We start from the raw sequence: 26752 nt of genomic DNA on the forward strand, positions 1-26752 counted from the left end.
CTTCGATCACGGTCTGGCGCCGGCAACAGCGCAAAAGGATGGCAGCTTAACGGCTCCAGCCGGCGCGTTACAGGCTGTTACCGGCAGAACGGCTATTGCCCGGTGAACACTCAGGACGCTTGTTGGGCAGGAATGATCGAAATGGTCCCGTTACGCTCGATGATGGCGTAGCGAATCTGCTCAAGACTGACCAGGCCCTGACCGGTGCGTGCCGCCTCCAGCACGTCTTCTTCGGTCACGCGCGCCTCTTGCATGCGCAGGTGCAGCCACTGGCCGTTCTCGACGATGAGGGTCGGCCCGCCGTCCACCACGCGCGCCAGACGCCCGTAACGCCGCTTGAGGCGGGTGAAGCCGACGTCGATGGCAATCAGCGTGGCGATGATCAGAATCGAATTGGTAACCGAGAAGTCGTCGCCCAGCAAGGCTTGTTGGGTGGCCTCGCCGACGATCAACAGCAAGACGAAATCGAAAGTGGTCAGGTCGGCCAGGGAACGGCGCCCGGCGATCTTGAACAGCACCACCAGGACCAGGTACATCACCGCAGCGCGCAAGACGGCATCCATGAAAAGGTGACCTCCGTATCAGGGGTAAATGAACTTGCCGATGTCCAGCTCCGGCCCGTCCTGCAGGCCGATCACGCCGCGATAGCGCCCCACGCCGTTGCTGCGCAGGGTCAGGTACAGCGTGGCAATGCCTTGGGCATCGGCCTGCAGGGCGACCAGCAAGTCCTGGCCACGGCTGCGCGAAGGTGCCGGCAGCGGGTACATCGTTTCGATGGAATACCCTCGCAGCAACTCGCCGCCCACCACCACGTAATGAATCTTGCCGGGCGCACTGTGCGTAGAGATCACCAGGTCTTCCTGGGCACCATTGCGGCTGAAGCGCTCATACTCGACCTGCAGGCGTGCGTCTGCGGTGCGGGCCTGGACATGGCTGAGCGGCCCTTTGGAAAACAGACCGGCCAGGGCCAGGGCGATCAGCACCAGCAAGGCCAGCCAGCCGACCCGCTCGAAGCGCCAGAACCTGCGCTGCAAGGCCATGTCTTCCCGGACCGGTTCCTGCCGGTTGGCAAACTCGTTGTGGTGCATGAGCGATTCCTTGCGCATCCGCGCTGTTTTCATGCAGACCACAGCAAACCTGGGCTTGCTCATTTTTTCGTGCGCCGGGCGTCATGTCGTGCCTGCGTCTGCGCTTTGCTGCAATCAGACAATGCAGACCTGCGTATTGACGCCGGTGTCTGGCCCTGTCGAAATGGCCCGCCTGTGCCGTACCGATCTGAAGCGCGAGCCTGAGTGCTGCGCCTGCTTCGACCCGAATATGAGTGAACACCTCCATGATAGAAGTCACCGAAGTTTCCATTGCCCGGCTGCGCGCCGCGCTTGAGGCCGGCCAGACCACGGCGGTCGGGCTGGTCAAGGCGTACCTGGCCCGTATCGAGGCCTTTGATGGTCCGGGCACGGCCACCGCCCTCAATGCCGTGGTGGTGCGCAACCCCGAGGCGCTCGCCGAGGCCGAGGCCAGCGATGCCCGCCGTGCGCGCGGCCAGGTGCTGGGGCCGCTCGATGGCATTCCCTACACCGCCAAGGACAGTTATCTGGTCAAGGGCCTGACCGCGGCATCCGGCAGCCCGGCGTTCAAGGACCTGGTGGCGCACAAGGATGCTTTCACCGTCGAGCGCTTGCGCGCTGCCGGTGCCATCTGCCTGGGCAAGACCAATATGCCGCCCATGGCCAATGGCGGCATGCAACGCGGCGTTTATGGCCGTGCTGAAAGCCCCTATAACGGCGGTTACCTGACCGCCCCCTTTGCGTCGGGCTCCTCCAATGGCGCCGGCACGGCCACGGCCGCCAGTTTCGCCGCCTTTGGTCTGGCCGAAGAAACCTGGTCGAGCGGGCGCGGGCCGGCGTCCAATAACGGCTTGTGCGCCTATACACCTTCACGCGGGGTGATCTCGGTGCGCGGCAACTGGCCGCTGACCCCGACCATGGACGTGGTCGTGCCCTATGCGCGGACCATGGCCGACCTGCTCGAAGTGCTCGACGTGGTGGTGGCCGACGACCCCGACACCCGTGGCGATCTGTGGCGCCTGCAACCCTGGGTGCCGATCCCGAAAGCCTCGGCGGTGCGCCCGGCGTCCTACCCGGCGCTGGCAGCCGGCCCCGGTGCGCTGGCCGGCAAGCGGTTCGGCGTGCCGAAGATGTTCATCAACCAGGACCCGGAAATGGGCACCAGCGAGGCTCCCGGCATCGGTGGCCCCACCGGCCAGCGCATCGACACGCGGCCAGCGGTGATCGACCTGTGGGCGCAGGCCCGCCAGGCGTTGCTGGCCGCCGGTGCCGAGGTGGTCGAGACCGATTTCCCTCTGGTGTCCAACTGCGAAGGCGACCGCCCGGGCGCGCCGACGGTGTTCAATCGCGGCCTGGTTTCCAAAGCCTTCATGCACGATGAGCTGTGGGAACTGTCGGGCTGGGCCTTTGACGACTTCCTGCGGGCCAATGGCGATCCGGCCCTGAACCGCCTTGAAGACGTCGATGGCGCGCAGATTTTCCCGCATGACCCTGGCACCTTGCCCAACCGCGAAGATGAACTGGCGGCGGGCATGGACGAGTACGTGAACATGGCCAAACGGGGCATTACGCCCTGGGACCGCATTGCCACATTGCCGGACGGCCTGCGCGGCCTTGAACAGACGCGACGCCTCGATCTGGAAGAGTGGATGGACCGTCTGCAACTGGACGCGGTGATCTTTCCCACCGTGGCCGACGTGGCGCCTGCCGACGCCGACGTCAACCCGGCGTCCAACGACATTGCCTGGCGCAACGGGGTCTGGGTCGCCAATGGCAACCTTGCCATCCGCCATCTGGGCGTGCCGACCGTGACTGTGCCCATGGGGGTAATGGCCGACATCGGCATGCCGGTGGGCCTGACTTTCGCCGGGCGCGCCTATGACGACAACGCGTTGCTGCATCTGGCCTCGGCCTACGAGGCCACCGGCAACAAACGCCGGGTGCCGCCGCGCACGCCGCCGCTGGCATAGGAACGGGCAGGGTGGTGCGGTCGTGCGCACCACCGATCCATTTCCATTTGCCAGCATGGGGCCGGCTGGTTACTGTGCGCCCATCCAGTGCCCCTTTGCCGATGGTTGAACCGCGCCGTGACCCTTCCAAGCCCTTTACCGCCATTGCCCGGCGCTGAGCCGGTGCCCGCGCGCTACACCGTCGCGGTGCGGGCCTTGTGCGAGTTCACGGCCAAGGCCGGTGACCTGGACCTGCGCTTTACCCCGTCACCCACGGCGCTTGAAGGCATGCTCGGGCACCAGACCGTGGCCACCCGGCGCGGCGCGGCCTATCAGGCCGAGGTGTCGCTGACAGGTGAGCATGGCGCCCTGACCGTACGCGGCAGGGCCGATGGCTACGACCCGATCCTCAACCAGCTTGAGGAGGTCAAGACCTACCGTGGCGAGCTGGACGCCATGCCCGAGAACCATCGCCAGTTGCACTGGGCGCAGGTCAAGGTCTATGGCTGGCTGTTGTGCCAGCAACGCCAGTTGCGCGAAGTGACGCTGGCGCTGGTGTATTTCAATGTCGCCACCGAGCGCGAGACGCTGATCCGCCAGCACGTCAGCCGTGATGAACTGCACGCGTTCTTCGTGCGCCAGTGCGACCTGTTCCTGCACTGGGCCGGGCAGGAACTGGCGCACAACGGCGCACGCAACCGGGCGCTGACCGACCTGAGCTTTCCGCACGAGGCCTTTCGGACCGGTCAGCGGGTTTTGGCCGAGTCGGTCTATAAAGCCGTGAGCACCGGCCGTTGCCTGATGGCCCAGGCGCCGACCGGCATTGGCAAGACCCTGGGCACCCTGTTTCCGTTGCTCAAGGCCATGCCGGTGCGTGGGCTGGACAAAGTGCTGTTCCTGACCGCCAAGACCCCCGGCCGCCAACTGGCCCTCGATGCCCTGGCAACCCTTGGCCTGCATGCACCGGGCCTGCCATTGCGGGTGCTGGAAATGGTCGCCCGTGACAAGGCCTGCGAGCACCCGGACAAAGCCTGCCATGGCGACTCCTGCCCGCTGGCCCAAGGGTTCTACGACCGTTTGCCGGCGGCCCGGCAGGCCGCGGTGCAACAGCCGTGGCTGAGCCAGGCCGGGGTGCGCGAGGTGGCGCTGGCGCATCAGGTGTGCCCGTATTACCTGAGCCAGGAGCTGGCACGCTGGGCCGACGCGGTGATTGCCGACTACAACTACTGGTTCGACCTGAACGCCATGCTGTTCGGCCTGGCCCAGCTTAACCAGTGGCAGGTCGCGGTGCTGGTGGACGAAGCGCACAACATGGTCGACCGCAGCCGACAGATGTACAGCGCCAGCCTTGACCAACAGGCGCTGGCCGAGGTCATCGGCCAAGCACCGGAGCCAGTGAAAAAGGCCTTGCAACGCCTCAACCGGCAATGGAGTGCCTTGAACAAGGCCCAGCCCCGGCCTTACCAGGCCCATGCGCAGTTGCCTGGCAAATGGCTGGCCAGCCTGACCGGCTGCATCACCACATTGGGTGACTACTTCAATGAACACCCGCAGCAGGTTCATGCCGCCGCCTTGCAGGGGTTGTATCTGGAGATGATCGGCTTTACACGCATTGCCGAGCTGTTCGATGAGCATTTCATTTTCGACGTTCTGGTGCGCGACATCGGCCGCCAGCGCAGCCGCTCACGCCTGAGCCTGCGCAACGTGGTGCCGGCGCGTTTCATTGGCCCGCGGCTGAATGCGGCGCGCAGCACGGTGCTGTTTTCCGCGACCCTGACGCCACAGCGCTTCTACACCGACCTGCTGGGTTTGCCGGGCACCACGGTGTGGATCAATGTCGAGTCGCCGTTTCATCACGAGCAACTGCAAGTGAACATCGTCAGTCGCATTTCGACCCGCTACACCCACCGCCAGGCATCGCTGGCGCCCATCGTGGCGCTGATGGCCGAGCAGTACCAGACGCGCCCCGGCAACTACCTGGCGTTTTTCAGCAGCTTCGATTACCTGCAACAGGTGCTTGAGCTGATGCGCATCACCCATCCAGAGGTGCCGGTATGGAGCCAGTCCCGGGGCATGAGCGAGGCCGAGCGTCAGGGGTTTCTGCAACGCTTTACCCCCACCAGCCAGGGCATCGGCTTTGCCGTGCTGGGCGGCGCCTTCGGTGAAGGTATCGACCTGCCGGGCGCGCGGCTGATCGGCGCATTCATTGCCACCCTGGGGCTGGCCCAGCTCAACCCGGTCAACGAACAGTTCAAACAGCGCATGGCCGGGTTGTTCGGTGACGGCTACGATTACACCTATCTGTACCCCGGCATCCAGAAAGTGGTGCAGGCTGCAGGCCGGGTGATCCGTACCCAGGATGACCGGGGCGTAGTGATGCTGATCGATGATCGCTTTGCCGAACCCAAGGTGCAGCGGCTGTTCCCGTCCTGGTGGCGGCTGCACTAGCTTTTTTAGGGAATCAAAATCGGGCATAACAGTCGAAGTGCCAGTAAACTGCCGCTGGTCTGGTTTTTTCCTACGTAACCAGCCGCTATTTCTTATTTAAATGGAGGTTGCATGAGTCTGAGTCCCCTCGCCGGAAAGCTGGCCCCTGAGCATTTGCTGGTCGATATCCCTCGGCTGGTCACGGCCTACTACACCGGCCAGCCGGATGCGTCGGTGACCACCCAGCGTGTGGCCTTCGGGACTTCCGGGCATCGCGGCACCTCTTTTGAATTGAGCTTCAACGAATGGCACGTCCTGGCCATCAGCCAGGCGATCTGCCTGTACCGCCAGAGCAAGGGCATCGACGGCCCGCTGTTCCTGGGCGCCGACACCCACGCGCTGTCGACCCCTGCCAGTGCCACGGCCCTGGAAGTGCTGGCCGCCAACGGTGTTCAGGTGATGATCGCCGTCGGCGACGAATACACCCCGACACCGGCGGTGTCCCATGCCATCCTTTGCTACAACCGTGGCCGTACCAGCGGCCTGGCCGATGGCATTGTCATCACGCCGTCGCACAATCCACCCCAGAGCGGCGGCTTCAAGTACAACCCGCCCAATGGTGGCCCGGCCGACAGCGATGTCACCAAGTGGATCGAGAACAAGGCCAACGAACTGCTGGCCGAGCAGGTCGTGGGGGTGTCGCGCGTCAGCCATGAAAAGGCCCTGCGGGCCGACACCACCCATCGTCACGATTACCTCAATACCTATGTTGCTGACCTGAAAAGCGTCATTGACCTGGATGCGATTCGCCATTCAGGCCTGAAGCTGGGCGTCGATCCGCTGGGCGGGGCCGGTGTGCGCTACTGGCAGGCCATTGCCGAGCACTACAACCTGGACCTGGATGTGGTCAATCCGCACGTCGATCCGACCTTCCGCTTCATGAGCGTCGACTGGGACGGCCAGATCCGCATGGACCCGTCTTCCAGCCATGCGATGCAGAGCCTGATCGGCCTCAAGGACCGTTACCAGATCGCCTTCGCCTGCGACCCGGACCACGACCGCCACGGCATCGTCACGCCCACGGGCGGCCTGATGACGCCAAACAGCTACCTGGCGGTGGCCATCGATTACCTGTACCAGAACCGCCCGCAGTGGCGCGCCGATGCCGCTGTGGGCAAGACCGTGGTCAGCAGTGGCCTGATTGACCGGGTGGCTGCGCGCCTGGGCCGCACGCTGTATGAAGTGCCGGTGGGCTTCAAGTACTTTGCCCAGGGCCTGTACGAAGGCTCGCTGGGCTTTGGCGGCGAAGAAAGCGCCGGGGCGTCGTTCCTGCGTCGCGATGGCAGCGTCTGGAGCACGGACAAGGACGGCCTGATCCCGGCGTTGCTGGCGGCCGAAATGACCGCCACCAGCGGCAAGAACCCCAGCGAGCGTTATGCCGCGCTGACCGCCGAACTGGGCGAACCATTCTCCACTCGTGTCGACGCCAAGGCCAACCCGCAGCAGAAAGCCGCACTGGGCAAGCTGTCGCCCGACCAGGTCACCTCCACCGAATTGGCCGGCGAACCGATCCAGCGCGTGCTCAGCCACGCACCGGGCAACGACCAGGCCATTGGTGGTCTGAAAGTGATGACGGAGAACGGCTGGTTCGCTGCGCGTCCTTCTGGCACTGAAGACATCTACAAGATCTACGCCGAGAGCTTCATTGGCGACGATCACCTGCAGCGCCTGGTTGCACAAGCCCAGACCCTGGTGGACACCGCGATTCGCTAAAACCCATGGGTGTCCGGGCGGATCAGTCCGCCTGGGCACGCTTGAGTCGACGGTTCTTGCAATACCCCCGGATATTCATGCCCGCCAGCAGCACCTGTAGCACGATCAGTGCCCAGGCACTGGCGTGCAGCCCCCAGATCACCCACAGCACATTGCTCAGGCAGAAGCACCAGAAGCCGATCATGCGTCGGCGCGGTGTCTTGCAGCCGGTAAACCAGGCCGCCAGAACGGTAATGGCCATCGCCGGCCATTGCATCAGGTCAATCCACATCGTTGTAGCGCTTACTGACTTTTGCGAGGGCTGTCTTTCCTGGGCTCATCGTCAGGGGTTTTGGGCGCGTGTGTGCCGGGCGCCTGACGCTCGACGGCCGGTTCTTTTTCAAGATCCTGTCGGCCGTCGGGCGTCATGCGGGTTTCCGGGCGTACGTTGCTGCCGTCGGTGCCATTGCGGCCACTGGGATCAGCCGACCGGGTGCCAGGGGGCAATGCCGAGCCACCGGGGGTCATGGGCTGCTGGCCGACGCCAGCCGGAATGTCACTGACAGTCGCCGCGGTGGCGGTGGCTGCCAGGGCAGGGATGGTCAATAGGCAAGCCAGGCCCGCCGTGGCCAGTGCATGACGCAATGAAGTCTTCATGGGTACACCTCTTGATCAAACCCGGGCCGCCTTGAAGGACGGCCCTGATAACGGCCGGATTGACGGTCCGTCTCCCTTGAAAGACCGGCTGAAACCGGCCACTCATGAGCTTGGGAAAGAAAACCGCCCGGCAAAGTTTGATAAAGATCGCTGCGCTGCGACGAATGGACATGATGGAAGGCAGCTCGTTGCTGGCGATGGCTATGGGACAGGCGCAGCAGGTGTGTTGGTCTTGCTAGCCTGATCTTCGGATCGCCTCCCACAGAATTGATGTGACCCTGAATTTCGGGCCTGGCACCAGGCTATGGGAGGCAGCTGGCGATAGCGGCAAGGAATCTGCCGCATTTGTATCGCCTGTCTCATCGAAGTCGCGAGCAGAGCGCCCTCCCGCGGATCATGCATTACGATCAGGCCTGCAGATAAACCACATGCGTATGGGTGTATTCATACAGCCCGTGCTTGCCATCTGCACCGCCCATGCCCGATTTGCGCACCCCGGCATGGAAGCCCTGCATGGCCTCGAAGTTCTCCCGGTTGATGTAGGTTTCGCCAAAGTCAATCTCGCGCATGGCGTGCATCGCCTTGCTCAGGTCGCGGGTATAGAGCGAGGAGGTGAGGCCATATTCGCAGTCGTTGGCCAGGGCGATGGCTTCGTCCAGGTCATCGACAATCTGGATCGGCAGCACCGGACCGAAAATCTCCTTGCGCATGATCTCCATGCTCGCGTTGCACCCGGCCAGCACGGTCGGCTGGTAATGAAAGCCCATGCCCTGGTCGGCCACCTGGCCGCCGGTGATCAACTGCGCGCCCTGGGCCTGTGCGTTGCGCACCTTGGCCGCCACGCTCTCCAGGCCCTGGCGGTTGATCAGCGGGCCCATTTCCACTGTGCTGTCGGCCAGCGGGTCGCCATAGCGCGTGGCAGCCATGGCCGCGCTGACCTTCTCGATGAACTGATCGGCGATGCTGCGCTCGACATACACTCGCTCGGCGCAGTTGCACACTTGCCCGGTATTGATGATGCGCGAGTCACGAATGGCTCGCACCGCCAGGTCCAGGTCGGCATCGGCCAGCACGATGGCCGGTGCCTTGCCGCCCAGCTCCAGGTTGAGCTTGGTGATGTTGGGCGCCGCAGCACTCATGATCCGCGTGCCGGTCTCGACACTGCCGGTGAAGCTGATCATGTCCACCTGGCGGTGCGCGGTCAGGGCGGCACCCACGCTGCCGTCGCCGCAGACCACATTGAACACCCCCGCTGGCAGGTCGATCTCGGCCACCAGGCGGGCGAACTCGAAGCAATTGTTGGGCGTTTCTTCACTGGGCTTGATCACGATGGTGTTGCCGGTGACCAGCGCCGGCGCCATCTTGCGGGCGATCAGGAAGAACGGGAAATTCCACGGCAGAATGCCGGCCACCACACCCAGCGGCTTGCGGAACATGAAGATGTTCTCGCCGGGACGGTCGCTGGTGATGATCTCGCCTTCGATGCGCCGCGCCCATTCGGCCATGTAGTCCAGGTAATCGGCGGTGAAATTCACCTCCACTTCGGCCAGCGCCGAAATCTTGCCTTGCTCCAGGGTGATGGTGCGCGCCAGGTGCGGCACGTTTTCACGAATCTTGCTGGCAATCCTGCGCAGGTAGCCTGCCCGTTCATTGGCCGGGCGGCGGCCCCAGGCGGGTTGGGCGGTGCGGGCCGCCGCCAGGGCGGCGTCGACCTGGCTGGCATCGGAGGCGGGCACCTTGGCCAGCAAGGTGCCGGTGGCCGGATTGAAGACATCCAGGTGCTCGGTGCTGCTGACGAACCGGCCGTTGATGTAGTTCTCGTAGATCGGCAAAGCAGTCATGTTCGATGTTCCTGTTCGATAGGTACGCAAGACTCAGTAGGTGCGCGACGCCGGGCGCTGTTCGGTTGATTCCCGGTAGCGCGCCAGGTTGCTCAGGGCGGCCTGGCGCATCAGGCTGATGTCGATGGCCACGGCGATGAACTGGCACCCCCAGCCTTGATAGCGCCGCGCATCTTCCTCGGCGGGCGCCAGGATGCCGCAAGCCTTGCCGGCGGCCAGGGTGGCGTCGATGGCCTGGCGGATCTTGTCCTGCACCTCGGGGTGCGACGGGTTGCCGATATGGCCCAGCCCGGTGGAGAGGTCGGCAGGACCGATGAACACCGCATCGACGCCTTCGACCGCGGCGATGGCCGCGACGTTTTCAACCCCGGCCCGCGACTCGACCTGCACGATCAGGCACAGCTGTTCGTGCGCGGTGTTGATGTAGTCGGGCACCGCGTCCCAGCGCGTGGCGCGGGTCAGGCCGCCGCCGACGCCCCGGATGCCGTGCGGCGGGTAACGCATGGCCTGCACCAGGGCCCGGGCCTGCTCGGCGGTTTCGACCATCGGGATCATCAGGGTCTGGGTGCCGATGTCCAGCAACTGCTTGATCAGCACCGGATCATGACCGACCGCGCGCACCACGGGCGCCGTGGTGTAGGGTGCCACGGCCTGCAACTGGGCCAGCACCGACGGCACGGTGTTGGGCGCGTGTTCGCCGTCGATCAGCATCCAGTCATAGCCGAAGCTGGCGGTGATTTCAGCGCCGTAGCCGGTGGCGAAACCGGCCCAGATGCCGTACTGCGGCTCACCTTTGGCCAAGGCGGCCTTGAACGCGTTGCGGGGCATGCTCATGAGAGGGTTCCTGTGCAAAAGAATCAGTGCTGATACGGCCGATGCAGCTGGCATTCAGGGTTCAGGTCGACGCCAAAGCCTGGCTTGTCGAGTTTCGACAGGCGCATGCGGCCGTTTTCCGGCACCGGCTCGCCGAGCAGTTGCGGGTGGAACATCGGCACCACTTCATCGGCTTTGGGCGCCATCATCAGAAATTCCGCAAACGGACTGTTGGTGCGCGTGGCCACGAAGTGGTAGCTGTAGACCGACGAGCCGTGCGGCACCACCATGGCGCTGTGGGCGTCGGCCAGGGCCGAGATCTTGATCAGTTCGGTGATGCCGCCGCACCAGCCGACATCGGGCTGGATGATGTCGCAGCAGCCCATCTCCAGCAGCATGCGAAAGCCCCAGCGGGTGGCTTCGTGCTCGCCGGTGGTCACCAGCATGCCGGTGGGCACGTTTTTCTTCAGGGCCGCGTAGCCCCAGTAGTCGTCGGGCGACAGCGCCTCTTCGATCCACTTCAGGCCGAACTCGTGGGCGCCCTGGGCCAGGCGGGTGGCGTAGTTGAGGTCCAGGCTCATCCAGCAGTCGAGCATCAGCCAGAAGTCCTTGCCGACCCGCTCGCGCATCACCGCCAGGTGCTCAAGGTTCTTGCGCAGGCCTTCTTCACCTTCGACCGGGCCGTGGTGCAAGGGCAGTTTGCCGCCGATAAAGCCCATTTTCTGGGCCAGGTCCGGGCGGGCGCCGGTGGCGTAGAACTGCAGTTCGTCGCGCACCGCGCCGCCCAGCAGTTGATGCACCGGCTCCTGGCGCACCTTGCCCAGCAGGTCCCACAGCGCCAGGTCAATGCCGGAAATGGTGTTGATCACCAGGCCCTTGCGTCCGTAGTACTGCGACGAGAAGTACATCTGGTCCCAGATGCGCTCGATGTCGGTGACCTTGGCGCCCTCGACGAAACGCGCCAGGTGTTTTTCGACGATATAGGCCGCCGGTTCACCGCCGGTGGTCACCGCAAAGCCGACATTGCCGTCGCTGTCCTCGACCTCGACCACCAGCGTGCCCAGCACGTTGATGCCGAAGCTGCGCCGGCTCTGGCGGTATTCGGGGTATTTGCTCATGGGGGTGGCGATATGGTCGTCGATCCAGTGACCGTCGCCCTGGTCGTGGTAATCGGCGCCGCCGCCTCGCAGAACGTAGGCGCGAACGTGTTTGATGGTCGGAGTGGCCATGGTGGATGCCTCTTGATCAATGCTGGAAGGTTGGCTGCTTGTGCGGCTGGGCCGTGCGCGGGGCACGAATGCCCATCACCAGCGCGGCGGCGATGAAGGTGGTCACGGCCAGCAGGTACAGGCCTGCCGCCGGGGACTGGAAGGCGCCTTCGGCCCAGTTCTTGAGGATGGGCGCGATGAACCCGCCCAGGGCGCCAAAGGAGTTGATCAGCGCAATGGCGCCAGCGGCTGCGGAGCCGGCCAGAAAGCTGCCCGGAAAGGTCCAGAACACCGGCTGCACGGCAATGAAGCCCGACGCGGCAAAGCACAGGGCCAGAATGCCCAGCACCGGGTTGGCGAAGGTCACCGAGGCGGCGATGCCGAGCCCGGAGACCACCAGAGTCAGGGCGGCCACGGTGCGGCGCTGGCCGGTACGATCGGCGATGCCGGGGATTTTCCAGGCGGCGATCAAGGCGCAGACCCAGGGAATGGCGCCGACAATGCCGACCATCAGCCCGACCTTGGTGCCCAGCAGGCCGGCGACCTGGGTGGGCAGGTAAAAGACCACGCCGTAGACGCTGGCCTGGATCAGCAGGTAGATCAGACACAGGTACAGCACGCTCGGCTGGCACAGCACCTTGAGCAGGCTGCCGTGGCTTTGCTTCTGGCTGTCTTCGGCGTCCAGCACGCCTTGCAACTGGGTGCGCTCCTGTGCGGTCAGCCATTTGGCATCGGCAGGGCGGTTGTCCAGGTAAAAGTACGCCCAGATGCCCACCGCACTGGCCATCAGGCCCTCCACGGCGAACAGCCACTGCCAGCCGTGGCTGCCCAGCACGCCGTCCAGCTCCAGTAGCAGGCCCGACAACGGGCTGCCGAAGATGAATGCCAGCGGTGCCCCGAAGTAAAAGAAACCCATGGCCTTGCCGCGTGCGGCACTGGGAAACCAGTAGGTGAGGTAGAGGATCACGCCCGGGAAAAAGCCGGCTTCAGCCACACCCAGCAGAAAGCGCAAGACATAGAAGGTGGTTTCGTTGTGGGCAAAGACCATGGCGGCCGAGACCAGGCCCCAGGTGACCATGATCCGGCACATCCACAGCTTGGCGCCGACCCGGTGCATGATCAGGTTGCTGGGCACTTCCAGCAGCGCGTAGCCGACAAAGAAGACCCCGGCACCGAAGGCAAACGCGGCATCGCTGATGCCGGTGTCGGCCTGGAAAGCCTGTTTGGCAAAGCCGACATTGGCACGGTCCAGAAAGGCCATGATGTACATCAACAGCAGGAAGGGCAGCAGCCGCCAGGAGACCTTGGCCAGCAATGAGGCAGGGAGAGTGTTCACGTCAGCTTCCTTTTTGGAATTATTCGACTGAGTAACAGCGGATGATCTTTCTTGTGGAACAAACTCTACTGCGTACCTATGATGCATGACCAATCGAAATTAGCTGTTGGCCGATACCTTGAGGGTATCGGTCTAAAGAGGGTTGCATGAGCGATCACCACCTGTTTGGCCGGCTGCGCTACAAGCATTTGCAGATGCTGATGATGCTCGGCTCCAGCCTCAACCTGCACCGCGCCTCGGTGAGCATGAACATGTCGCAGCCGGCCGCCAGCCGCATGCTGCAAGAGATCGAGGACATGTTTGGCTGCGAGCTGTTCGAGCGTTTGCCGCGCGGCATGCAGCCCACGGCGCTGGGCCGCGAGCTGCTGCGCTTTGCCGAGGCGGCGCTGAGTGGCCTGGATCGCTGCGCGGCCGACCTGGCGGCGCGTCAGCAGGGCGGCTATGGCTACCTGGCGATCGGCACCATCATGGGCGCCGCACCGGACCTGGTCATGCATGCGGTGGCCGAAATCAAGGCGCTCAACCCGCGCCTGCGCCTGCGCATCATGGGCGACACCAGTGATCAGGTCGTGCAGTTACTGGAGCAGGGACGGGTGGACATTGCCGTGGCCCGGCGTGACTTGAGCAATGACCGCGAACAATACGAGTTCGAGCCCCTGGGCAACGAGCAACTGATTGCCGTGGTGCACAGCGGCCACCCGTTGGCCGACAGGCCGGTACTGCACTGGCACGAGCTGGTGAGGGATTGGCCATGGATTCTGCAACCGCAATCAAGCCCGGCGCGGGTGGCCTTCGAACAGGCACTGCTGCGCCATGAACTGCCGATGCCGGCGGACATCATCGAATGCAGTTCGGTGTACTCGATGCAGCAACTGGTGCAACTGACCGATGCGGTGATGGTGCTGTCGGAGTCGGCCATGCGCGACTACCTGAAGATGGGCCTGGTGACCGCGCTGCCCATCAGCATTGACGCGCAAATGGCGCCGTTCGGGTTGCTGCGGCGTAAAAATGAACCGATCAGTCGGGAACTGCAGCTGTTCATTGATCTGCTGCGCCGGCGCGCTGTGTCGTAGCCCCGATCTGTAGGAGCGACCAACGGTCGCGAAAAGGTCCGCATGATCACAGCGGCATTCGCGACCGCTGGTCGCTCCTACGAAGTCATGCCAGTCAGTCAGGCCTCGGCGCGGGCCTTTGGGAGACAGCAACTGTCTGGCGATGACTATATGACAGGCGCAGCAGGTGTATGGGCCTTGCTGGCCTCATCGTCGGGTCGCCGCCCGCAGCAAGCCGCCTCCCACAGGATTGATGTCGCCCACGGTCTCGTGCCTGGCATCGGACTGTGGGAGGCAGCTCTGCTGGCGATCGGCTGCGCAGCAGTCGTAAGTTTTCAGCGCTAATCAATTTCCGTGAGCGCTTTGCGCTCAATCGCCAGCAAGCCGCCTCCCACGACGTTTTTGAATAAAACTCAATAAAATCAATAATTTATTTTATTTTTGGTAGGAGGGTGATTTGCCGGCCGGCCGTGTGTTGCGCTGGCAGGTTATGAAGGGGTGTCGGTTGGCTTCATCTCGATCACTTCAGACTTGAACGGCTCGTACTGACCCTTGCTCCATAACTGGCTGGTGAACCAGCCGGCGACTTTTTCGCTGGTCAGTTCGTTGTCCTTGCGCTCGATGAACAGCGCGCCGAGGTCGATGGTCTTGGCGAAGTTTTCCTTGTTCAGGACATACTCGCCCATCAGGTTGCCACCCCACGGCGCGTCGGCGTCGACCATGGCAATCGCGGAGTCGCGGTAGAGGAGGGCCGAGGTTGTCAGGCTTTCCGATGCATTCAACAACGAGTCGAGCTGCTCCATTTCCGGGCCGCTCAGTTGGCCGCCGCTGTTGATCGCCTTGAGACTGCCGTCTTCGACAATGGTGAAACTGAAGTTCTTGTCGGCCAGTTCCGGAAACCGTGAGGCCAGGCCGGCCTTGAAGTCAGCGTAGGAAAGCTCAAGCGCGTTATAGGCTTCCTTGTACTGGGCCGCCGCGGCCTTGAAGATTGTGTTTTCAGGGATGCCGGCCCAGGCAGGCTTGATCGGCTGGCCGCTGACGCCGCTGCCGGAATCGGGTTGGTAGAGGGCGGCGGGCGTGATCAGGGTCTTGACGGTGCCGGCGTCCAGCAAGTCGGCTTGGACCTTGATGGACTCGGTCGAGCGGGTCAGGTTGACGGTGGTCGATGGGTTGAAAAGGGTATTGAGCGAGACATCCATCTCATCACTCCATGATTGGTGGGCGTACAGAACTGATCGGCCGTACCGCCGGAAACTGTAATGTCGACTGCTTTTATCCTGACCGGCGGTTCAGGTTCGCACCAGTGAATCAGCGTTGATCTCGGCAATCGAACGGGCACCGGTCAGGACCATGGCCACGCGCATTTCCTTCTCGATCAGTTCCAGCAGGTGACTGACGCCCGCGCCACCGGCCGCGGCCAGCGCATAGATAAAGGCCCGGCCGAGCATCACGCTGTCGGCGCCCAGGGCAATCATGCGCAGCACATCCAGGCCGTTGCGAATACCGGAATCGGCCAGGATGGCCAGGCGGCCCTTGACCGCATCGGCAATCGCCGGCAGCGCCCGGGCCGTGGACGGTACGCCATCGAGCTGGCGGCCGCCGTGGTTGGACACCACAATGCCGTCGGCGCCAAAGCTCACCGCATCGCGGGCGTCTTCGGCGTCGAGGATGCCCTTGATGATCATCGGACCTTGCCAGAACTCGCGAATCCACTCCAGGTCCTTCCAGGAAATGGACGGGTCGAAGTTGGCGCCCAGCCAGCCGATGTAGTCGGCCAGGCCGGTAGGGTGGCCGCGGTAAGCCGAGATATTGCCCAGGTCGTGCGGCCGCCCGTTGAGGCCCACGTCCCAGGCCCAGGCCGGGTGGGTGAAGGCTTGCAGCATGCGCCGCAGCGGCGCGTTCGGACCGCTCATGCCCGAATGCGCATCGCGGTAGCGTGCGCCCGGCACCGGCATGTCGACAGTGAATACCAGCGTCGTGACGCCGGCGGCCCTGGCGCGCTCCAGGGCGTTCTTCATGAAGCCGCGGTCCTTGAGCACATACAGCTGGAACCACATGGGCCGCTTGATCGCCGGGGCGACTTCCTCGATGGGGCACACCGACACGGTCGACAAGGTGAAGGGGATGCCCTTGGCATCGGCGGCCCGGGCCGCCTGCACTTCGCCACGGCGCGCGTACATGCCAGTCAGGCCGACCGGCGCCAGTACCACCGGCATGGCCAGTGTTTCGCCGAGCAATTGCGTTTGCAGGCTCAGGTCCGACATATTGCGCAACACCCGCTGGCGCAATGCGATATCGGCCAGATCGGCGACATTGCGCTTCAAGGTGTGCTCGGCATAGGCGCCGCCATCGATGTAGTGGAACAGGAACGGCGGCAGCTTGCGTTGGGCAACGGCGCGGTAGTCGGTGGAGGCCGAAATGATCATGGCGGGAGCATTCTCTGTTGTTGTTCGCGTTTGGCCACAGTCTAGAGGCAGAGGCCTATAACAGACCATTGCGATTTAGCGAGCAGTCGATACCTTGTGGTTATCGATACACCGGCTCAGTCGCTGAACAGTTCAAACATCAGGTCGCGAAACCACTGGTTGGCCGGGTCCTTGTGGTAGCGCGCATGCCAGAACAGATTGATAGCGATTTCCGGCAGCGGCACCGGCAAGGGCAGGGCGACCAGGTCGAAGGGCACCAGGCAGGTCGAGGCAAAGCGCTCGGGCACGGTGGCCACCAGGTCGCTGCGCTGCAAAATATGCCCCACGGCCACGAAATGCGGCACTTGCAGGCGAATGTCGCGCTGCAGACCGGCGCGGCGCAGGTGCTGCTCGACCTCGCCGTGGCCGGTGCTGGTGGCCGCCACATGGACATGGGCCTGGCGACAGAAATCATCACTGTTCATGGGCTGGCGCGTCAGCGGATGGTCGCGCCGGCACAGGCACACGTAGCGATGGATAAACAGTCGGCGCTGATAGAAGCCATTCTGCAGATCCGGTTGCAGGCCGACCGCCAGATCGACCGTTCCACCGGCCAGTCCTTCGGACAACTGTGCATCGCTGCGTACGGTGGTGACCGACACACCGGGGGCGCGCTGCAGCAAGGCCTCGATCAGGCGCGGCATGAACCAGATCTCACCGATGTCGGTCATGGCCAGGGTAAAGCGCCGCAGGCTCGACGTCGGGTCGAACGCTATCCTGGGCTGCAAGGCTTGCCCCAGCAACGCCAAGGCCTGCGCCACCGGTTTGGCCAGGCTGGCCGCATACGGGGTGGGCTGCATGCCCCGCCCGGTGCGCACGAACAGCTCGTCGTTGAGCGCGGTGCGCAGGCGCTTGAGGGCGTTGCTCATGGCCGGCTGGCTGAGCCCGAGGTGTTCGGCGGCGACCGAGACCTGCTGGTCGATCAGCAGTTGATGCAGCACCAGCAGCAGGTTGAGGTCGAGGTCGCGCAGGTTCATACGGGCCAATTCCAATTCGTAAACATCATGTTGATAGGCCGAGCCCGGATCCAGAGTACTTGTGGGAACGACCCGCGGTCGCGAAAGGGCCGGTAAGCTCAACCTCTTGGGTGCCTGACACTCTGCTTTCGCGACCGTTGGTTGCTCCTGCGGATTTAGTGCCGAGCGCGGATTCCAGGCTGAATGGAATATTCACATCGGTGATAGTTTCTATACGTTTCACTGCATTTATCAATACCGTACCACGGCGCACCATGGGCTCACTCCAAAAACAATCAGCCCGATGGGGGTGCCTTATCATGCAAAACCCTTCTTCCTTGCGCGTTGCCATTGTCGGTGGCGGTATTGCCGGTGTGGCGCTGGCCATCGACCTGTGCCGCCATGCCCACCTTGATGTCCAGCTGTTCGAAGCGGCGGCGGCCTTTGGCGAGGTCGGTGCCGGGGTGTCGTTCGGTGCCAATGCCGTGCGCGCCATTGCCGGTCTCGGGATTGCCGAGCCTTACCGGCAGATTGCCGACCAGACCCCTGCGCCCTGGCAGGATGTGTGGTTCGAATGGCGTCGTGGCGCGGATGCCGGTTACCTGAGCGCCAGTGTCGCCGCCGGTGTCGGTCAGTCCTCGGTGCACCGCGCCGACTTTCTCGATGCACTGGCGGCCCAGTTGCCCGAAGGCATTGCGCAGTTCGCCAAGCGCGCCGCCGGTGTCAGCCAGGCCGACGACCATGTGCGCATTGCCTTTACCGACGGCACCACGCATGAATGCGACCTGCTGATCGGGGCCGATGGCATCAAGTCGTCGATTCGCGACCATGTGTTGACCGGCCTTGGCCAGCCGCTGGCCAGCCCGCGCTTCAGCGGCACCTGTGCCTATCGCGGCATGATCGACAGCGACACCCTGCGCGCTGCCTACCGCGCCCGGGGTGTCGATGAGCATCTGCTGGATGTGCCGCAAATGTACTTGGGGCTGGACGCGCACATCCTGACCTTTCCGGTCAAGCAGGGCCGTCTGATCAACGTTGTGGCCTTCATTTCCGACCGCAGCCAGGCGCAACCGGTGTGGCCGCAGGATCAGCCCTGGGTGCGCACCACGACCCAGGAGGAAATGCTGCAGGCCTTCAAAGGCTGGGGGGATGCGGCGCGGATTCTGCTCGAATGCATTCCATCGCCGACCCTGTGGGCCTTGCATGAACTCGATGAATTGCCCGGTTACGTGCACGGTCGCGTCGCGCTGATCGGCGATGCGGCCCACGCCATGCTGCCGCACCAGGGTGCCGGCGCCGGGCAAGGACTGGAAGATGCCTGGCTGCTGGCGCGGCTGCTGGCCGACCCGCAGGTGCTTGAGGCGTCGTTGCCCGAGGTGCTGGCGGCCTATGACGCCATCCGCCGGCCGCGTGCCTGCCGCGTGCAGCGCACCTCGCACCAGGCCGGTGAGCTGTATGAACTGCGCGAGCCGCACACCGCCGCCGATGAAGGCCTGCTGGCGCAAACCCTGGCCGAGCGTTTCGCCTGGCTGTGGGAGCACGATTTCGACAACGAACTGCGCCAGGCCCGGCAGCGGCTGGGCTGGTTGCAAGCCGCCTGACCCAGCACCTGACGGTTTCATAACAACAATAAAGAGCCATGCCATGCGCACAATCAATGTCACCGCCCTGCTGGACGGGGTTCGTTTCAATGCCTTTCATGCTCGCGTGCTGCTGTGGTGCGCGCTGATCATCATCTTCGACGGCTACGACCTGGTGATCTACGGGGTGGTGCTGCCCTCGCTGATGGCCGAATGGGGCCTGAGCGCCATGCAGGCCGGGGCGCTGGGCAGTTGCGCCTTGGTGGGCATGATGATCGGCGCACTGTTTTTCGGCTCGTTGTCCGACCGTATCGGCCGGCGCAAGACCATTGCCTTTTGCGTCATCCTGTTCAGCGGTGTCACGGCGCTCAATGGCCTGGCGCAAAGCCCGGAAATGTTCGGCCTGTGCCGCTTCATTGCCGGGCTTGGCATTGGCGGGGTGATGCCCAATGTGGTGGCCTTGATGAATGAGTATTCGCCCAGGCAATCGCGCAGCACCCTGGTGGCGATCATGTTCAGCGGTTATTCATTGGGCGGCATGTTGTCGGCGGGGCTGGGCATGTGGCTGATCCCGCTATGGGGCTGGCAGGCGGTGTTCTATGTGGCGGCCATTCCCTTGCTGGCGCTGCCGTTGCTGGTCCGCCAGTTGCCCGAATCGATGAACTACCTGCTGCGCAGCGGTCAGACCGAACGAGCCCAGGCCATTCTGGAACAGGCGGTGCCGGATTACCGCCCTGCGGCGGGCGATGCGCTGGAGCAGGCCTCGGGCCGGCATGCCAATGTGTCGATCGGTGAGCTGTTTCGCGAAGGCCGCACGTTGAACACGTTGATGCTGTGGCTGGCGTTCTTCTGCTGCCTGCTGATGGTCTATGCACTCAGTTCCTGGTTGCCCAAGCTGATGAGTGGTGCCGGCTACGGCCTTAACTCCAGCCTGACCTTTCTGCTGGTGCTCAATGTGGGGGCGATCATCGGCGCGATCGGCGGCGGCTGGCTGGGCGACCGGGTCGGGCTGGGCAAGGTGCTGCTGGGGTTTTTCACTTGTGGTGCGCTGGCCCTGGCGCTGTTGTCGTTCAAGGCGCCGCTGGCGGTGTTGTACCTGCTGGTGGCGATTGCCGGGGCCTGCACCATCGGCACCCAGATTCTGGCCAATGCCTGCACCGTGCAGTACTACCCGGCACAGATTCGCAGCACCGGGCTGGGTTGGGCGATGGGCATCGGCCGCACCGGTGCGATCATTGGCCCGCTGCTGGGCGGCGCGCTGCACGCCTCAGGCTTGCCGCTGCAAGTAAGCTTTCTGGTGTTCGCCTTGCCAGGGGTAGTGGGCGCGCTGGCGGTGCTGGTGTTCCTGTTCAACACGTCCGGCGCGCCGCTGACAGCTGTAAAAGCTGCCAGCCTGTAGACGCGGGCTGGGGCGTAGGAGCGCGCTTGCCCGCGACCGAGTGCGAAGCGCTCGCAAAATCTCGGAAACCCTGAAAACTTATAATTGTGAACGTTCAAGATGTATGAAACGCCACAAATTTACGACTGCTAACGCAGCCGGTCGCGGGCAGAGCGCGCTCCTACAAGGCGCGTTACTGCGTGGTTTTGGAGCCTGCGCCAATCTGCCAGATATACGGCGGTTCGGTGCCGTTGATTTCCCAGTCGCCGATGATGCGTTCCTTGTAGATCAGCGGGTTGTGCGAGGCGGCGGTGCGGGCGTTGCGCCAGTGGCGGTCGAGCTGTTTGCCGATGCTGGTGGCCGAGGCGCTCAGGGCGTTGAACAACTCGCTGGTGGCGCGCAGCACCAGATCACTGATCACTACCTGGCCTTGGGCCGACTCCAGCTCGGCCGCCAGGTTGGCCTGGCGCTCAGCCTCGACGTCAGTGCCAAAATGCGCCAGATAAGCCCCGTGCGAGGCCTCGGCGGCGCGCACCGCGGTGGCTTCGGCGGCATACACCTGCGCCGAGGCGCGGCCCACCACCTGCTGCACCAGCGGGTCGCGGTCCACCGATGAGGCATTGCCGTGGCTGAACACGCGGGTGCGCTGGCGGACCTGGCTGGAAAAGTCACGCACCGCCGCCCGGCCACTGCCGACCAGCACAGCCAGCAACACCAGTTGGTAGAACGCGGTCTGGTACTTGAAGCGCCCGGCAAAGGGCAGGATGTCGTGTTCGGCCACTTCGGCATTGACAAACACCGACGTGCCGCTGCCGGTGGTGCGCTGGCCAAACCCGTCCCAGTCATCCTGCAGCGTCACGCCCGGTTGGGCGGTGCGCGTGACGGCGATCACGTCTTCGCCGGTGTCGTCACGCTGGGCATACAGGTCGACCCAATCGGCGAAGATACTGCCGGTGCTGTAGTACTTGGTGCCATTGACCACCCAGCGCTCGCCGTCCTGTGACACCCGGGTGATCACCTGGCCCAGTTTGACGTTGCCGACTTCGGTCCAGGCATTGCCGACCAGTTCACCCCTGACGAAGCGTTCGAACCACAGTGTCTGGTCGGTGTGGGCATGGGCGTTGAGGCGGTCCTCGACAAAGGCAAAGTGGCCGCGCAAGGCCTGGGGGATGTTGGAGTCGGCCTCGGCCAGCTCGATCAGCAACTGCAACAGTTGCGTCAGCGAGGCGCCATCGCCGCCGTGCTCACGCGGCACGCGCACCGCGCCAAAACCTGCTTGCTTCAACCAGCGAATGGGCTCATGGGGCAGGGTGCGGCTGTGCTCGCGCTCCAGCGCCGTGTCGGCGATGCGCTTGAAGATCGGGCGGAACCGTTCGGCAAGTGTCGAATAGTCGGTGCCGGTGGACAGTTGGGGCAAGTGCTGCTGGACAGACATCGGGTATCTCCTGGATCAATGAGCGATACCGGGCTTTCGCAAGCTTCGTGCCTGACTGATAATTCGTTAAAAATCATAGGCTTGAATGTTTCAAGGTCAGGAGCATGCTGTGTCCGTTGCAGCAGCTTGCTGAAGTACTGTTGCCAGGCACACAGCGGTCTTGCGTACCAGGCCTTGTCATACCCCCTGCGCACTGTTCGTGGATCAACAGTTGTTTGACACCTTGCTGTTGGACAGACATCGTCCCACTCGTGTGATTTGTTTATATCTATTTGATTTAAAAGACTTTTATTGATTGGCACGGTTGCTGCTCTAGCGTCCTGTATCGAGGCATGTGCCTGGGAGGATGAAATGAGCAAGACAATCAAGGTCGTGGTGGTCTCCGGCAGCCTGCGCACCCCATCGCGAACCCACGGCCTGTTGCAGGCCGTGGCCCATCAACTGCAGCAGCGCCTGCCGGTCGAAGTGCACTGGGTGCGCGTCGCTGAACTGGCCGGCACGCTGGCCGGTTCGCTGGAGCGCGACACGGCATCACCGGCTTTGCTGCCGCACCTGCAGGCCATCGAAAACGCCGACCTGATCATTGCTGGCAGCCCGGTCTACCGCGCCTCTTATACCGGCCTGTTCAAGCACCTGTTCGACCTGGTCGACCACCAGGCGCTCAAGGGTGTGCCGGTATTGTTGGCGGCCACCGGCGGCAGCGACCGCCATGCGCTGGTCATCGATCACCAGCTGCGCCCGCTGTTCGGTTTTTTCCAGGCGCACACCTTGCCCTACGGCCTGTACGTCGTCGCCGAGGCTTTTACCGATTACCAGTTGCTTGAGGCCGCGCACCTGGCGCGCATCGAGCGGGCGCTCGACCCGGTCATCGCCTTCTTTCATCCCGCCGCGCTCAGCGCCGCCTGATTTTCCACACCTTCAAGGAGTCATCGACATGAGCCAACAACCGATCAAGTTCGCCTACTGGGTGCCCAACGTCAGCGGCGGCCTGGTGGTCAGCAACATTGAACAGCGCACCAGCTGGGACATCGACTACAACCGCACGCTGGCGCAGATTGCCGAGCGTTCGGGGTTCGACTACGCCCTGTCGCAGATCCGCTTTACCGCCGGCTACGGCGCCGAGTTCCAGCACGATTCGGTGACCATCAGCCATGCACTGCTGGCCGCGACCACCACCCTCAAGGTCATCGCCGCCATTTTGCCCGGCCCCTGGAACCCGGTGCTGGCCGCCAAGCAACTGGCGACCATCGACCAGTTCACCCAGGGCCGGGTGGCCATCAACGTGGTGTCGGGCTGGTTCAAGGGCGAGTTTCATGCCATTGGCGAGCCGTGGCTGGACCACGACGAGCGTTATCGCCGCTCCGAGGAGTTCATTCGTGCCCTCAAGGGCATCTGGACCCAGGACAACTTCACTTTCAATGGCGACTTCTACCGCTTTCGCAACTACACCTTAAAGCCCAAGCCGCTGCAGCAGCCGCACCCGGAAATCTTCCAGGGCGGCAGCTCGCGGGCCGCGCGTGACATGGCCGCACGCGTGTCGGACTGGTACTTCACCAACGGCAATACCGTCGAGGGCATCAAGGCCCAGGTCGACGACATCCGCGCCAAGGCAGCGGCCAATGGGCACTCGGTCAAGGTCGGCGTCAATGCCTTCATCATTGCCCGTGACACCGAGCAAGAGGCCCAGGCGGTGCTGCGCGAGATCATCGACCAGGCCAACCCCGAGGCGGTCAATGCCTTCGGCCATGAGGTCAAGAACGCCGGCGCAGCCAGTCCTGAAGGCGAGGGTAACTGGGCCAAGTCGACCTTCGAAGACCTGGTGCAGTACAACGACGGCTTCAAGACCAACCTGATCGGCACCCCACGGCAGATCGCCGAGCGCATCGTGGCGCTCAAGGCGGTGGGGGTGGACCTGATTCTTTCGGGGTTCCTGCATTTTCATGAAGAAGTCGAGTACTTCGGCCAACGTGTGTTGCCGCTGGTGCGCGAGCTGGAAGCCCATAAACTCAATGCGCCGGCTGTCGCCTGATGAACGTTCAGGCGCTGACCTTGCCCGCCTGGCTGGCGCATCAGGCCGGCGCCCGGGCACACGCCATTGCCCTGCGCCATAAAACGCTGGGCATCTGGCAGGCGTTCAGTTGGACGCAACTGCAGCAGCAAGTGCTGCGCGTGGCGGCCAGCCTGCAGGCCAGTGGGTTCCGGCCCGGCCAGCAATTGGTGATCCTCAGCCGGCCACGGCCCGAAGCGTTGATCGGCGCCCTGGCCGCGCAATGGCTGGGCGGGGTGGCGGCCTTGTTCGACCCGCTGCAAGAGACCGGTGCGCAGGGTGAGGTGCTGCGCCAGTTGTCGGTTGACTTTGTGCTGGCCGAGGGGCTTGAGGAAATCACCCGTTTGCGCGACTGGCGTCTGGAGCCGCACTGGCTGGTGTATGCCGATGCGCGCGGGCTGGTAGACGAGTTGTCGCGTGGTGGGGCTGTGGAGTATGCGCGTCTGCCCGCCATCGGGGATATGCCCGTGCCGATGCAGGCGCAGGCGGTGGACATGGCCTTTGTCTTCTATCAACTGGGCGCTGCCGGCCTGGAGCGGCAGTTTTTCAGCCACGCCCAGTTGCTCAAGGAGGCCCGGCCACTGGTCGAACAGCAGGGTTTGAGCGACCAGGAGCAGGCCCTGGCCGCCCGCGCCTTTGCCGCCAGTGGTCAGGCCCGTTACCTGTTGGCGCCCTGGCTGTTGGCCGGCTTTGTGCTGAATTTCCCCGAGCGCCTGGAAACCCGTGACCAGGACCGCCGCGAACTGGGCCCGACGCTGGTGCTGGGCACCCGTGAAACCTACGGGCGATTGTACGCCCGGGTGCTGCAGCGCCTGCCGCTGCCGGGCACGTTGCACCGACGCTTGCTGGACTGGGCACTGCAAGAGGGCTCCGGGCGGCTGGCCACCGGGATCGGTGAGGTGCTGATCCGCCGGCCGCTGCGCGATGTCCTGGGGGTTGGCCGTGTGCGCGTAGCCTTGCTGGCGGGACCGCCGCTGGATGAGCGGACGCAGCGGTTCTTTGCCGTGCTGGGGGTGCAGGTGTTGGGCTGGCCTGGCCGTGAGGTACTGGATGAGTCGGGTCGCTACAGCACCGAGCGTGCCCTTGGCCTGTCGGTGGCGGTATGAGTGCGCCGCCATTGCTGGAGTTGCAGGGCATTTCGTTGGCGTTCAAGGGCGTCAAGGCCATCAGCGACATCGGCTTTGCCGTGGCCGAAGGCGAGATCTGCGCCTTGATCGGCCCGAACGGTGCCGGCAAGAGTTCGCTGCTCAATGTCATCAACGGCGTTTACCCGCCGCAGCAGGGCAGCATTCGCTTTGCCGGGCAGACCCGACGGGTGATGCGCCCCCATCAGGCCGCGCAGCAAGGGATTGCCCGCACCTTTCAGAACATTGCGCTGTTCAAGGGCATGAGCGTGCTCGACAACGTGCTGACCGGGCGCCACCTCAAGCGCCGCGCCACCTGGCTGGAACAGGCCTTGCGCATGGGCCGTGCGCCAGCCGAAGACGACCGACAGCGTGAAGCCGCCGAGCGGGTACTGGCGTTTCTGCGTATCCAGCCATGGCGCGATGCGTTGGTGGGCACCTTGCCCTATGGCCTGCAAAAGCGTGTGGAACTGGCCCGGGCCCTGGCGGCCGAGCCGCGTCTGCTATTGCTCGATGAGCCGATGGCGGGCATGAACACCGAGGAAAAGGCTGAGATGAGCCGCTTTATCGTCGACACCAACCGCGAATTCGGCACCACCGTGGTGTTGATCGAGCACGACATCGGCGTGGTGATGAGCCTGTCGGACCATGTGGTGGTGCTCGACTACGGCCGCAAGATCGGCGACGGCCCCCCGGCCGAAGTGCGGCGTAACCCGCAAGTCATTGCCGCGTACCTCGGCGTACAGGCCTATGACAGAAAACAGGAAAACACGCATGGAATTTTTCTTTGAGGTGCTGATTGGCGGGCTGTTGGCGGGGGTGATGTATTCGCTGGTCGCCATCGGCTTCGTGCTGATCTACAAGGCCAGCGGGGTGTTCAACTTTGCCCAGGGCGCCATGGTGCTGTTTGCCGCGCTGACCTTTGTCAGCCTGCTGGAGCGCGGCGTGCCGTTCTGGCTGGCGCTGCTTATCACCCTGGCGGTGATGCTGGCCCTGGCGGTCGGGGTCGAGCGGCTGGTGTTGCGGCCGCTGGTCAACCGCCCGCCGATCACCCTGTTCATGGCCACGCTGGGCCTGTCGTACGTGATCGAAGGTGCAGCGCAAGCCTTGTGGGGCGCGCAGGTGCACGGGCTGGACCTGGGCATCAGTGACGAGCCGCTGCAACTGCACGGCATGTTGCTGTCGCCGTTCGACCTGTTCGCGGCTGCCACCGCAGGGGTGTTGGTGATCGGCCTGTCGCTGGGGTTCAACCGCACCCGCATGGGCCTGGCCCTGCGCGCGGTGGCCGACGATCCGCTGGCCGCGCAAGCGGTGGGCATTCGTCTGCAGCGGGTGTGGGTAGTGGTCTGGGCCGTGGCCGGGTTTGTCGGCCTGGTCGCGGGCCTGCTATGGGGCGCACGGCTGGGGGTGCAGTTTTCGTTGTCGCTGATTGTGCTCAAGGCGTTGCCGGTGTTGATCATTGGCGGATTTACCTCGATCAGTGGCGCCATTGTCGGTGGGCTGATCATCGGCGCTTCGGAAAAACTGGCCGAGGTCTACCTGGGCCCGGTGATCGGTGGCGGGCTGGAAAACTGGTTTCCCTATGCCTTGGCGCTGCTGTTTCTGCTGGTGCGTCCGGCCGGTCTGTTCGGTGAACGCGCGATTGAGCGCGTGTAAGGAGAAGTC

Annotated in this window: 24 protein-coding genes; 12 read left to right on the forward strand and 12 right to left on the reverse strand. The window is 63.9% G+C overall.

Translation table 11 applies throughout. The features are described 5' to 3' along the window. Positions 1-110: 110 nt before the first annotated feature. Both DGA31_RS04080 and DGA31_RS04085 read right to left on the reverse strand, forming a co-directional pair. Positions 111-563: a DUF421 domain-containing protein gene (locus DGA31_RS04080; RefSeq protein WP_109511629.1), complete on the reverse strand. Its 453-nt coding sequence runs from the start codon at positions 561-563 to the stop codon at positions 111-113. Between the two features lie 18 nt (positions 564-581). After that, positions 582-1088 carry a hypothetical protein gene (locus tag DGA31_RS04085; protein ID WP_056840152.1) on the reverse strand — a complete coding sequence of 169 codons (507 nt, stop codon included), beginning with the start codon at positions 1086-1088 and terminating at the stop codon, positions 582-584. Between the two features lie 245 nt (positions 1089-1333). Here DGA31_RS04085 and DGA31_RS04090 point away from each other — a divergent pair, with 245 nt between their 5' ends. The 3 genes from DGA31_RS04090 to pgm all read left to right on the forward strand — a co-directional run bounded on the left by DGA31_RS04090 (position 1334) and on the right by pgm (position 7216). After that, positions 1334-3037 (forward strand): amidase, encoded by a 1704-nt coding sequence (locus DGA31_RS04090; RefSeq protein ID WP_056839540.1) that lies wholly within the window; start codon positions 1334-1336, stop codon positions 3035-3037. Between the two features lie 117 nt (positions 3038-3154). Continuing rightward, entirely contained in the window at positions 3155-5464 is a 2310-nt protein-coding gene (locus DGA31_RS04095) for an ATP-dependent DNA helicase (protein ID WP_109511630.1), read from the forward strand. Between the two features lie 111 nt (positions 5465-5575). Continuing rightward, positions 5576-7216, forward strand: a complete 1641-nt coding sequence (gene pgm, locus DGA31_RS04100; RefSeq protein WP_109511631.1) for a phosphoglucomutase (alpha-D-glucose-1,6-bisphosphate-dependent) — start codon at positions 5576-5578, stop codon at positions 7214-7216. 22 nt (positions 7217-7238) lie between these two features. Here pgm and DGA31_RS04105 read toward each other — a convergent pair whose 3' ends face one another. Together DGA31_RS04105 and DGA31_RS04110 are read right to left on the reverse strand one after the other, a co-directional pair. Next, positions 7239-7472 (reverse strand): hypothetical protein, encoded by a 234-nt coding sequence (locus DGA31_RS04105; RefSeq protein ID WP_241509519.1) that lies wholly within the window; start codon positions 7470-7472, stop codon positions 7239-7241. A 26-nt stretch (positions 7473-7498) separates the two neighbouring features. Next, a complete protein-coding gene (locus DGA31_RS04110; protein ID WP_109511633.1) occupies positions 7499-7852 on the reverse strand; it encodes a hypothetical protein in 354 nt (117 codons plus the stop codon). Here DGA31_RS04110 and DGA31_RS29515 point away from each other — a divergent pair. Beyond that, positions 7851-8096, forward strand: coding sequence for a hypothetical protein (locus DGA31_RS29515; RefSeq protein ID WP_152034990.1), 246 nt, complete (start codon positions 7851-7853; stop codon positions 8094-8096). The genes DGA31_RS04110 and DGA31_RS29515 overlap by 2 nt on opposite strands. 163 nt (positions 8097-8259) lie before the next feature. Here the strand turns inward: DGA31_RS29515 and aldA are convergent, their stop codons facing one another. The 4 genes from aldA to DGA31_RS04130 are packed head-to-tail and all read right to left on the reverse strand — an operon-like array spanning position 8260 to position 13050. Beyond that, the gene (aldA, locus tag DGA31_RS04115; protein ID WP_109511634.1) at positions 8260-9693 is read right to left on the reverse strand and encodes an aldehyde dehydrogenase; all 1434 of its coding nucleotides are present in this window, start codon (positions 9691-9693) and stop codon (positions 8260-8262) included. Positions 9694-9726: 33 nt separating this feature from the next. After that, positions 9727-10527: an aldolase/citrate lyase family protein gene (locus DGA31_RS04120; protein ID WP_109511635.1), complete on the reverse strand. Its 801-nt coding sequence runs from the start codon at positions 10525-10527 to the stop codon at positions 9727-9729. Positions 10528-10550: 23 nt separating this feature from the next. Further along, complete coding sequence (rhmD, locus tag DGA31_RS04125) at positions 10551-11735, reverse strand: L-rhamnonate dehydratase (RefSeq protein WP_109511636.1); 1185 nt, start codon at positions 11733-11735, stop codon at positions 10551-10553. Between the two features lie 16 nt (positions 11736-11751). Beyond that, positions 11752-13050 carry an MFS transporter gene (locus DGA31_RS04130; protein WP_056839524.1) on the reverse strand — a complete coding sequence of 433 codons (1299 nt, stop codon included), beginning with the start codon at positions 13048-13050 and terminating at the stop codon, positions 11752-11754. Positions 13051-13196: 146 nt separating this feature from the next. On the opposite strand from DGA31_RS04130, the gene DGA31_RS04135 reads away from it, so the two are divergent. Next, positions 13197-14123 (forward strand): LysR family transcriptional regulator, encoded by a 927-nt coding sequence (locus DGA31_RS04135; protein ID WP_109511637.1) that lies wholly within the window; start codon positions 13197-13199, stop codon positions 14121-14123. Between the two features lie 467 nt (positions 14124-14590). On the opposite strand, the gene DGA31_RS04145 is transcribed toward DGA31_RS04135, so the two are convergent. From DGA31_RS04145 to DGA31_RS04155, 3 genes are all read right to left on the reverse strand, one after another. After that, positions 14591-15301: a hypothetical protein gene (locus tag DGA31_RS04145; RefSeq protein WP_109511639.1), complete on the reverse strand. Its 711-nt coding sequence runs from the start codon at positions 15299-15301 to the stop codon at positions 14591-14593. Between the two features lie 90 nt (positions 15302-15391). After that, positions 15392-16528 (reverse strand): FMN-dependent L-lactate dehydrogenase LldD, encoded by a 1137-nt coding sequence (gene lldD / locus DGA31_RS04150; RefSeq protein WP_056839519.1) that lies wholly within the window; start codon positions 16526-16528, stop codon positions 15392-15394. A 116-nt stretch (positions 16529-16644) separates the two neighbouring features. Then, the gene (locus tag DGA31_RS04155; RefSeq protein WP_109511640.1) at positions 16645-17544 is read right to left on the reverse strand and encodes a LysR family transcriptional regulator; all 900 of its coding nucleotides are present in this window, start codon (positions 17542-17544) and stop codon (positions 16645-16647) included. 299 nt (positions 17545-17843) lie between these two features. Here DGA31_RS04155 and salA point away from each other — a divergent pair, with 299 nt between their 5' ends. Together salA and DGA31_RS04165 are read left to right on the forward strand one after the other, a co-directional pair. Beyond that, positions 17844-19124 carry a salicylate 1-monooxygenase gene (gene salA, locus DGA31_RS04160; RefSeq protein ID WP_109511641.1) on the forward strand — a complete coding sequence of 427 codons (1281 nt, stop codon included), beginning with the start codon at positions 17844-17846 and terminating at the stop codon, positions 19122-19124. A gap of 43 nt (positions 19125-19167) precedes the next feature. Further along, positions 19168-20502, forward strand: a complete 1335-nt coding sequence (locus DGA31_RS04165; RefSeq protein ID WP_109511642.1) for an MFS transporter — start codon at positions 19168-19170, stop codon at positions 20500-20502. A gap of 172 nt (positions 20503-20674) precedes the next feature. Here DGA31_RS04165 and DGA31_RS04170 read toward each other — a convergent pair whose 3' ends face one another. Continuing rightward, a complete protein-coding gene (locus DGA31_RS04170) occupies positions 20675-21916 on the reverse strand; it encodes an acyl-CoA dehydrogenase family protein (RefSeq protein WP_109511643.1) in 1242 nt (413 codons plus the stop codon). A gap of 351 nt (positions 21917-22267) precedes the next feature. Here DGA31_RS04170 and msuE point away from each other — a divergent pair, with 351 nt between their 5' ends. Genes msuE through DGA31_RS04195 form a run of 5 tightly spaced genes read left to right on the forward strand, consistent with a single transcriptional unit; the run spans position 22268 to position 26743 of the window. Continuing rightward, the gene (msuE, locus tag DGA31_RS04175) at positions 22268-22822 is read left to right on the forward strand and encodes an FMN reductase (RefSeq protein ID WP_109511644.1); all 555 of its coding nucleotides are present in this window, start codon (positions 22268-22270) and stop codon (positions 22820-22822) included. A 22-nt stretch (positions 22823-22844) separates the two neighbouring features. Further along, complete coding sequence (gene sfnG / locus DGA31_RS04180; RefSeq protein WP_161959150.1) at positions 22845-23945, forward strand: dimethylsulfone monooxygenase SfnG; 1101 nt, start codon at positions 22845-22847, stop codon at positions 23943-23945. Beyond that, positions 23945-25069, forward strand: coding sequence for an AMP-binding protein (locus tag DGA31_RS04185; protein WP_109511646.1), 1125 nt, complete (start codon positions 23945-23947; stop codon positions 25067-25069). The genes sfnG and DGA31_RS04185 overlap by 1 nt, the downstream gene beginning before the upstream one ends. Next, positions 25066-25878: an ABC transporter ATP-binding protein gene (locus DGA31_RS04190; protein ID WP_109511647.1), complete on the forward strand. Its 813-nt coding sequence runs from the start codon at positions 25066-25068 to the stop codon at positions 25876-25878. Before DGA31_RS04185 ends, DGA31_RS04190 begins: the two co-directional genes overlap by 4 nt. Further along, the gene (locus DGA31_RS04195) at positions 25862-26743 is read left to right on the forward strand and encodes a branched-chain amino acid ABC transporter permease (protein WP_109511648.1); all 882 of its coding nucleotides are present in this window, start codon (positions 25862-25864) and stop codon (positions 26741-26743) included. The genes DGA31_RS04190 and DGA31_RS04195 overlap by 17 nt, the downstream gene beginning before the upstream one ends. The last annotated feature ends 9 nt before the right edge of the window (positions 26744-26752 follow it).

The organism is Pseudomonas ovata, assembly GCF_003131185.1.
Classification (GTDB): domain Bacteria; phylum Pseudomonadota; class Gammaproteobacteria; order Pseudomonadales; family Pseudomonadaceae; genus Aquipseudomonas; species Aquipseudomonas ovata.

Bases quoted from the DNA above. Each gene is read 5' to 3' on its own strand.
- DGA31_RS04080 (WP_109511629.1), bottom strand. From the start codon at position 563: ATGGATGCCGTCTTGCGCGCTGCGGTGATGTACCTGGTCCTGGTGGTG.
- DGA31_RS04085 (WP_056840152.1), bottom strand. From the start codon at position 1,088: ATGCACCACAACGAGTTTGCCAACCGGCAGGAACCGGTCCGGGAAGAC.
- DGA31_RS04090 (WP_056839540.1), top strand. From the start codon at position 1,334: ATGATAGAAGTCACCGAAGTTTCCATTGCCCGGCTGCGCGCCGCGCTT.
- pgm (WP_109511631.1), top strand. From the start codon at position 5,576: ATGAGTCTGAGTCCCCTCGCCGGAAAGCTGGCCCCTGAGCATTTGCTG.
- DGA31_RS04105 (WP_241509519.1), bottom strand. From the start codon at position 7,472: ATGCAATGGCCGGCGATGGCCATTACCGTTCTGGCGGCCTGGTTTACC.
- DGA31_RS29515 (WP_152034990.1), top strand. From the start codon at position 7,851: ATGGGTACACCTCTTGATCAAACCCGGGCCGCCTTGAAGGACGGCCCT.
- DGA31_RS04110 (WP_109511633.1), bottom strand. From the start codon at position 7,852: ATGAAGACTTCATTGCGTCATGCACTGGCCACGGCGGGCCTGGCTTGC.
- aldA (WP_109511634.1), bottom strand. From the start codon at position 9,693: ATGACTGCTTTGCCGATCTACGAGAACTACATCAACGGCCGGTTCGTC.
- DGA31_RS04120 (WP_109511635.1), bottom strand. From the start codon at position 10,527: ATGAGCATGCCCCGCAACGCGTTCAAGGCCGCCTTGGCCAAAGGTGAG.
- rhmD (WP_109511636.1), bottom strand. From the start codon at position 11,735: ATGGCCACTCCGACCATCAAACACGTTCGCGCCTACGTTCTGCGAGGC.
- DGA31_RS04135 (WP_109511637.1), top strand. From the start codon at position 13,197: ATGAGCGATCACCACCTGTTTGGCCGGCTGCGCTACAAGCATTTGCAG.
- DGA31_RS04145 (WP_109511639.1), bottom strand. From the start codon at position 15,301: ATGGATGTCTCGCTCAATACCCTTTTCAACCCATCGACCACCGTCAAC.
- lldD (WP_056839519.1), bottom strand. From the start codon at position 16,528: ATGATCATTTCGGCCTCCACCGACTACCGCGCCGTTGCCCAACGCAAG.
- DGA31_RS04155 (WP_109511640.1), bottom strand. From the start codon at position 17,544: ATGAACCTGCGCGACCTCGACCTCAACCTGCTGCTGGTGCTGCATCAA.
- salA (WP_109511641.1), top strand. From the start codon at position 17,844: ATGCAAAACCCTTCTTCCTTGCGCGTTGCCATTGTCGGTGGCGGTATT.
- DGA31_RS04165 (WP_109511642.1), top strand. From the start codon at position 19,168: ATGCGCACAATCAATGTCACCGCCCTGCTGGACGGGGTTCGTTTCAAT.
- DGA31_RS04170 (WP_109511643.1), bottom strand. From the start codon at position 21,916: ATGTCTGTCCAGCAGCACTTGCCCCAACTGTCCACCGGCACCGACTAT.
- msuE (WP_109511644.1), top strand. From the start codon at position 22,268: ATGAGCAAGACAATCAAGGTCGTGGTGGTCTCCGGCAGCCTGCGCACC.
- DGA31_RS04185 (WP_109511646.1), top strand. From the start codon at position 23,945: ATGAACGTTCAGGCGCTGACCTTGCCCGCCTGGCTGGCGCATCAGGCC.
- DGA31_RS04190 (WP_109511647.1), top strand. From the start codon at position 25,066: ATGAGTGCGCCGCCATTGCTGGAGTTGCAGGGCATTTCGTTGGCGTTC.
- DGA31_RS04195 (WP_109511648.1), top strand. From the start codon at position 25,862: ATGGAATTTTTCTTTGAGGTGCTGATTGGCGGGCTGTTGGCGGGGGTG.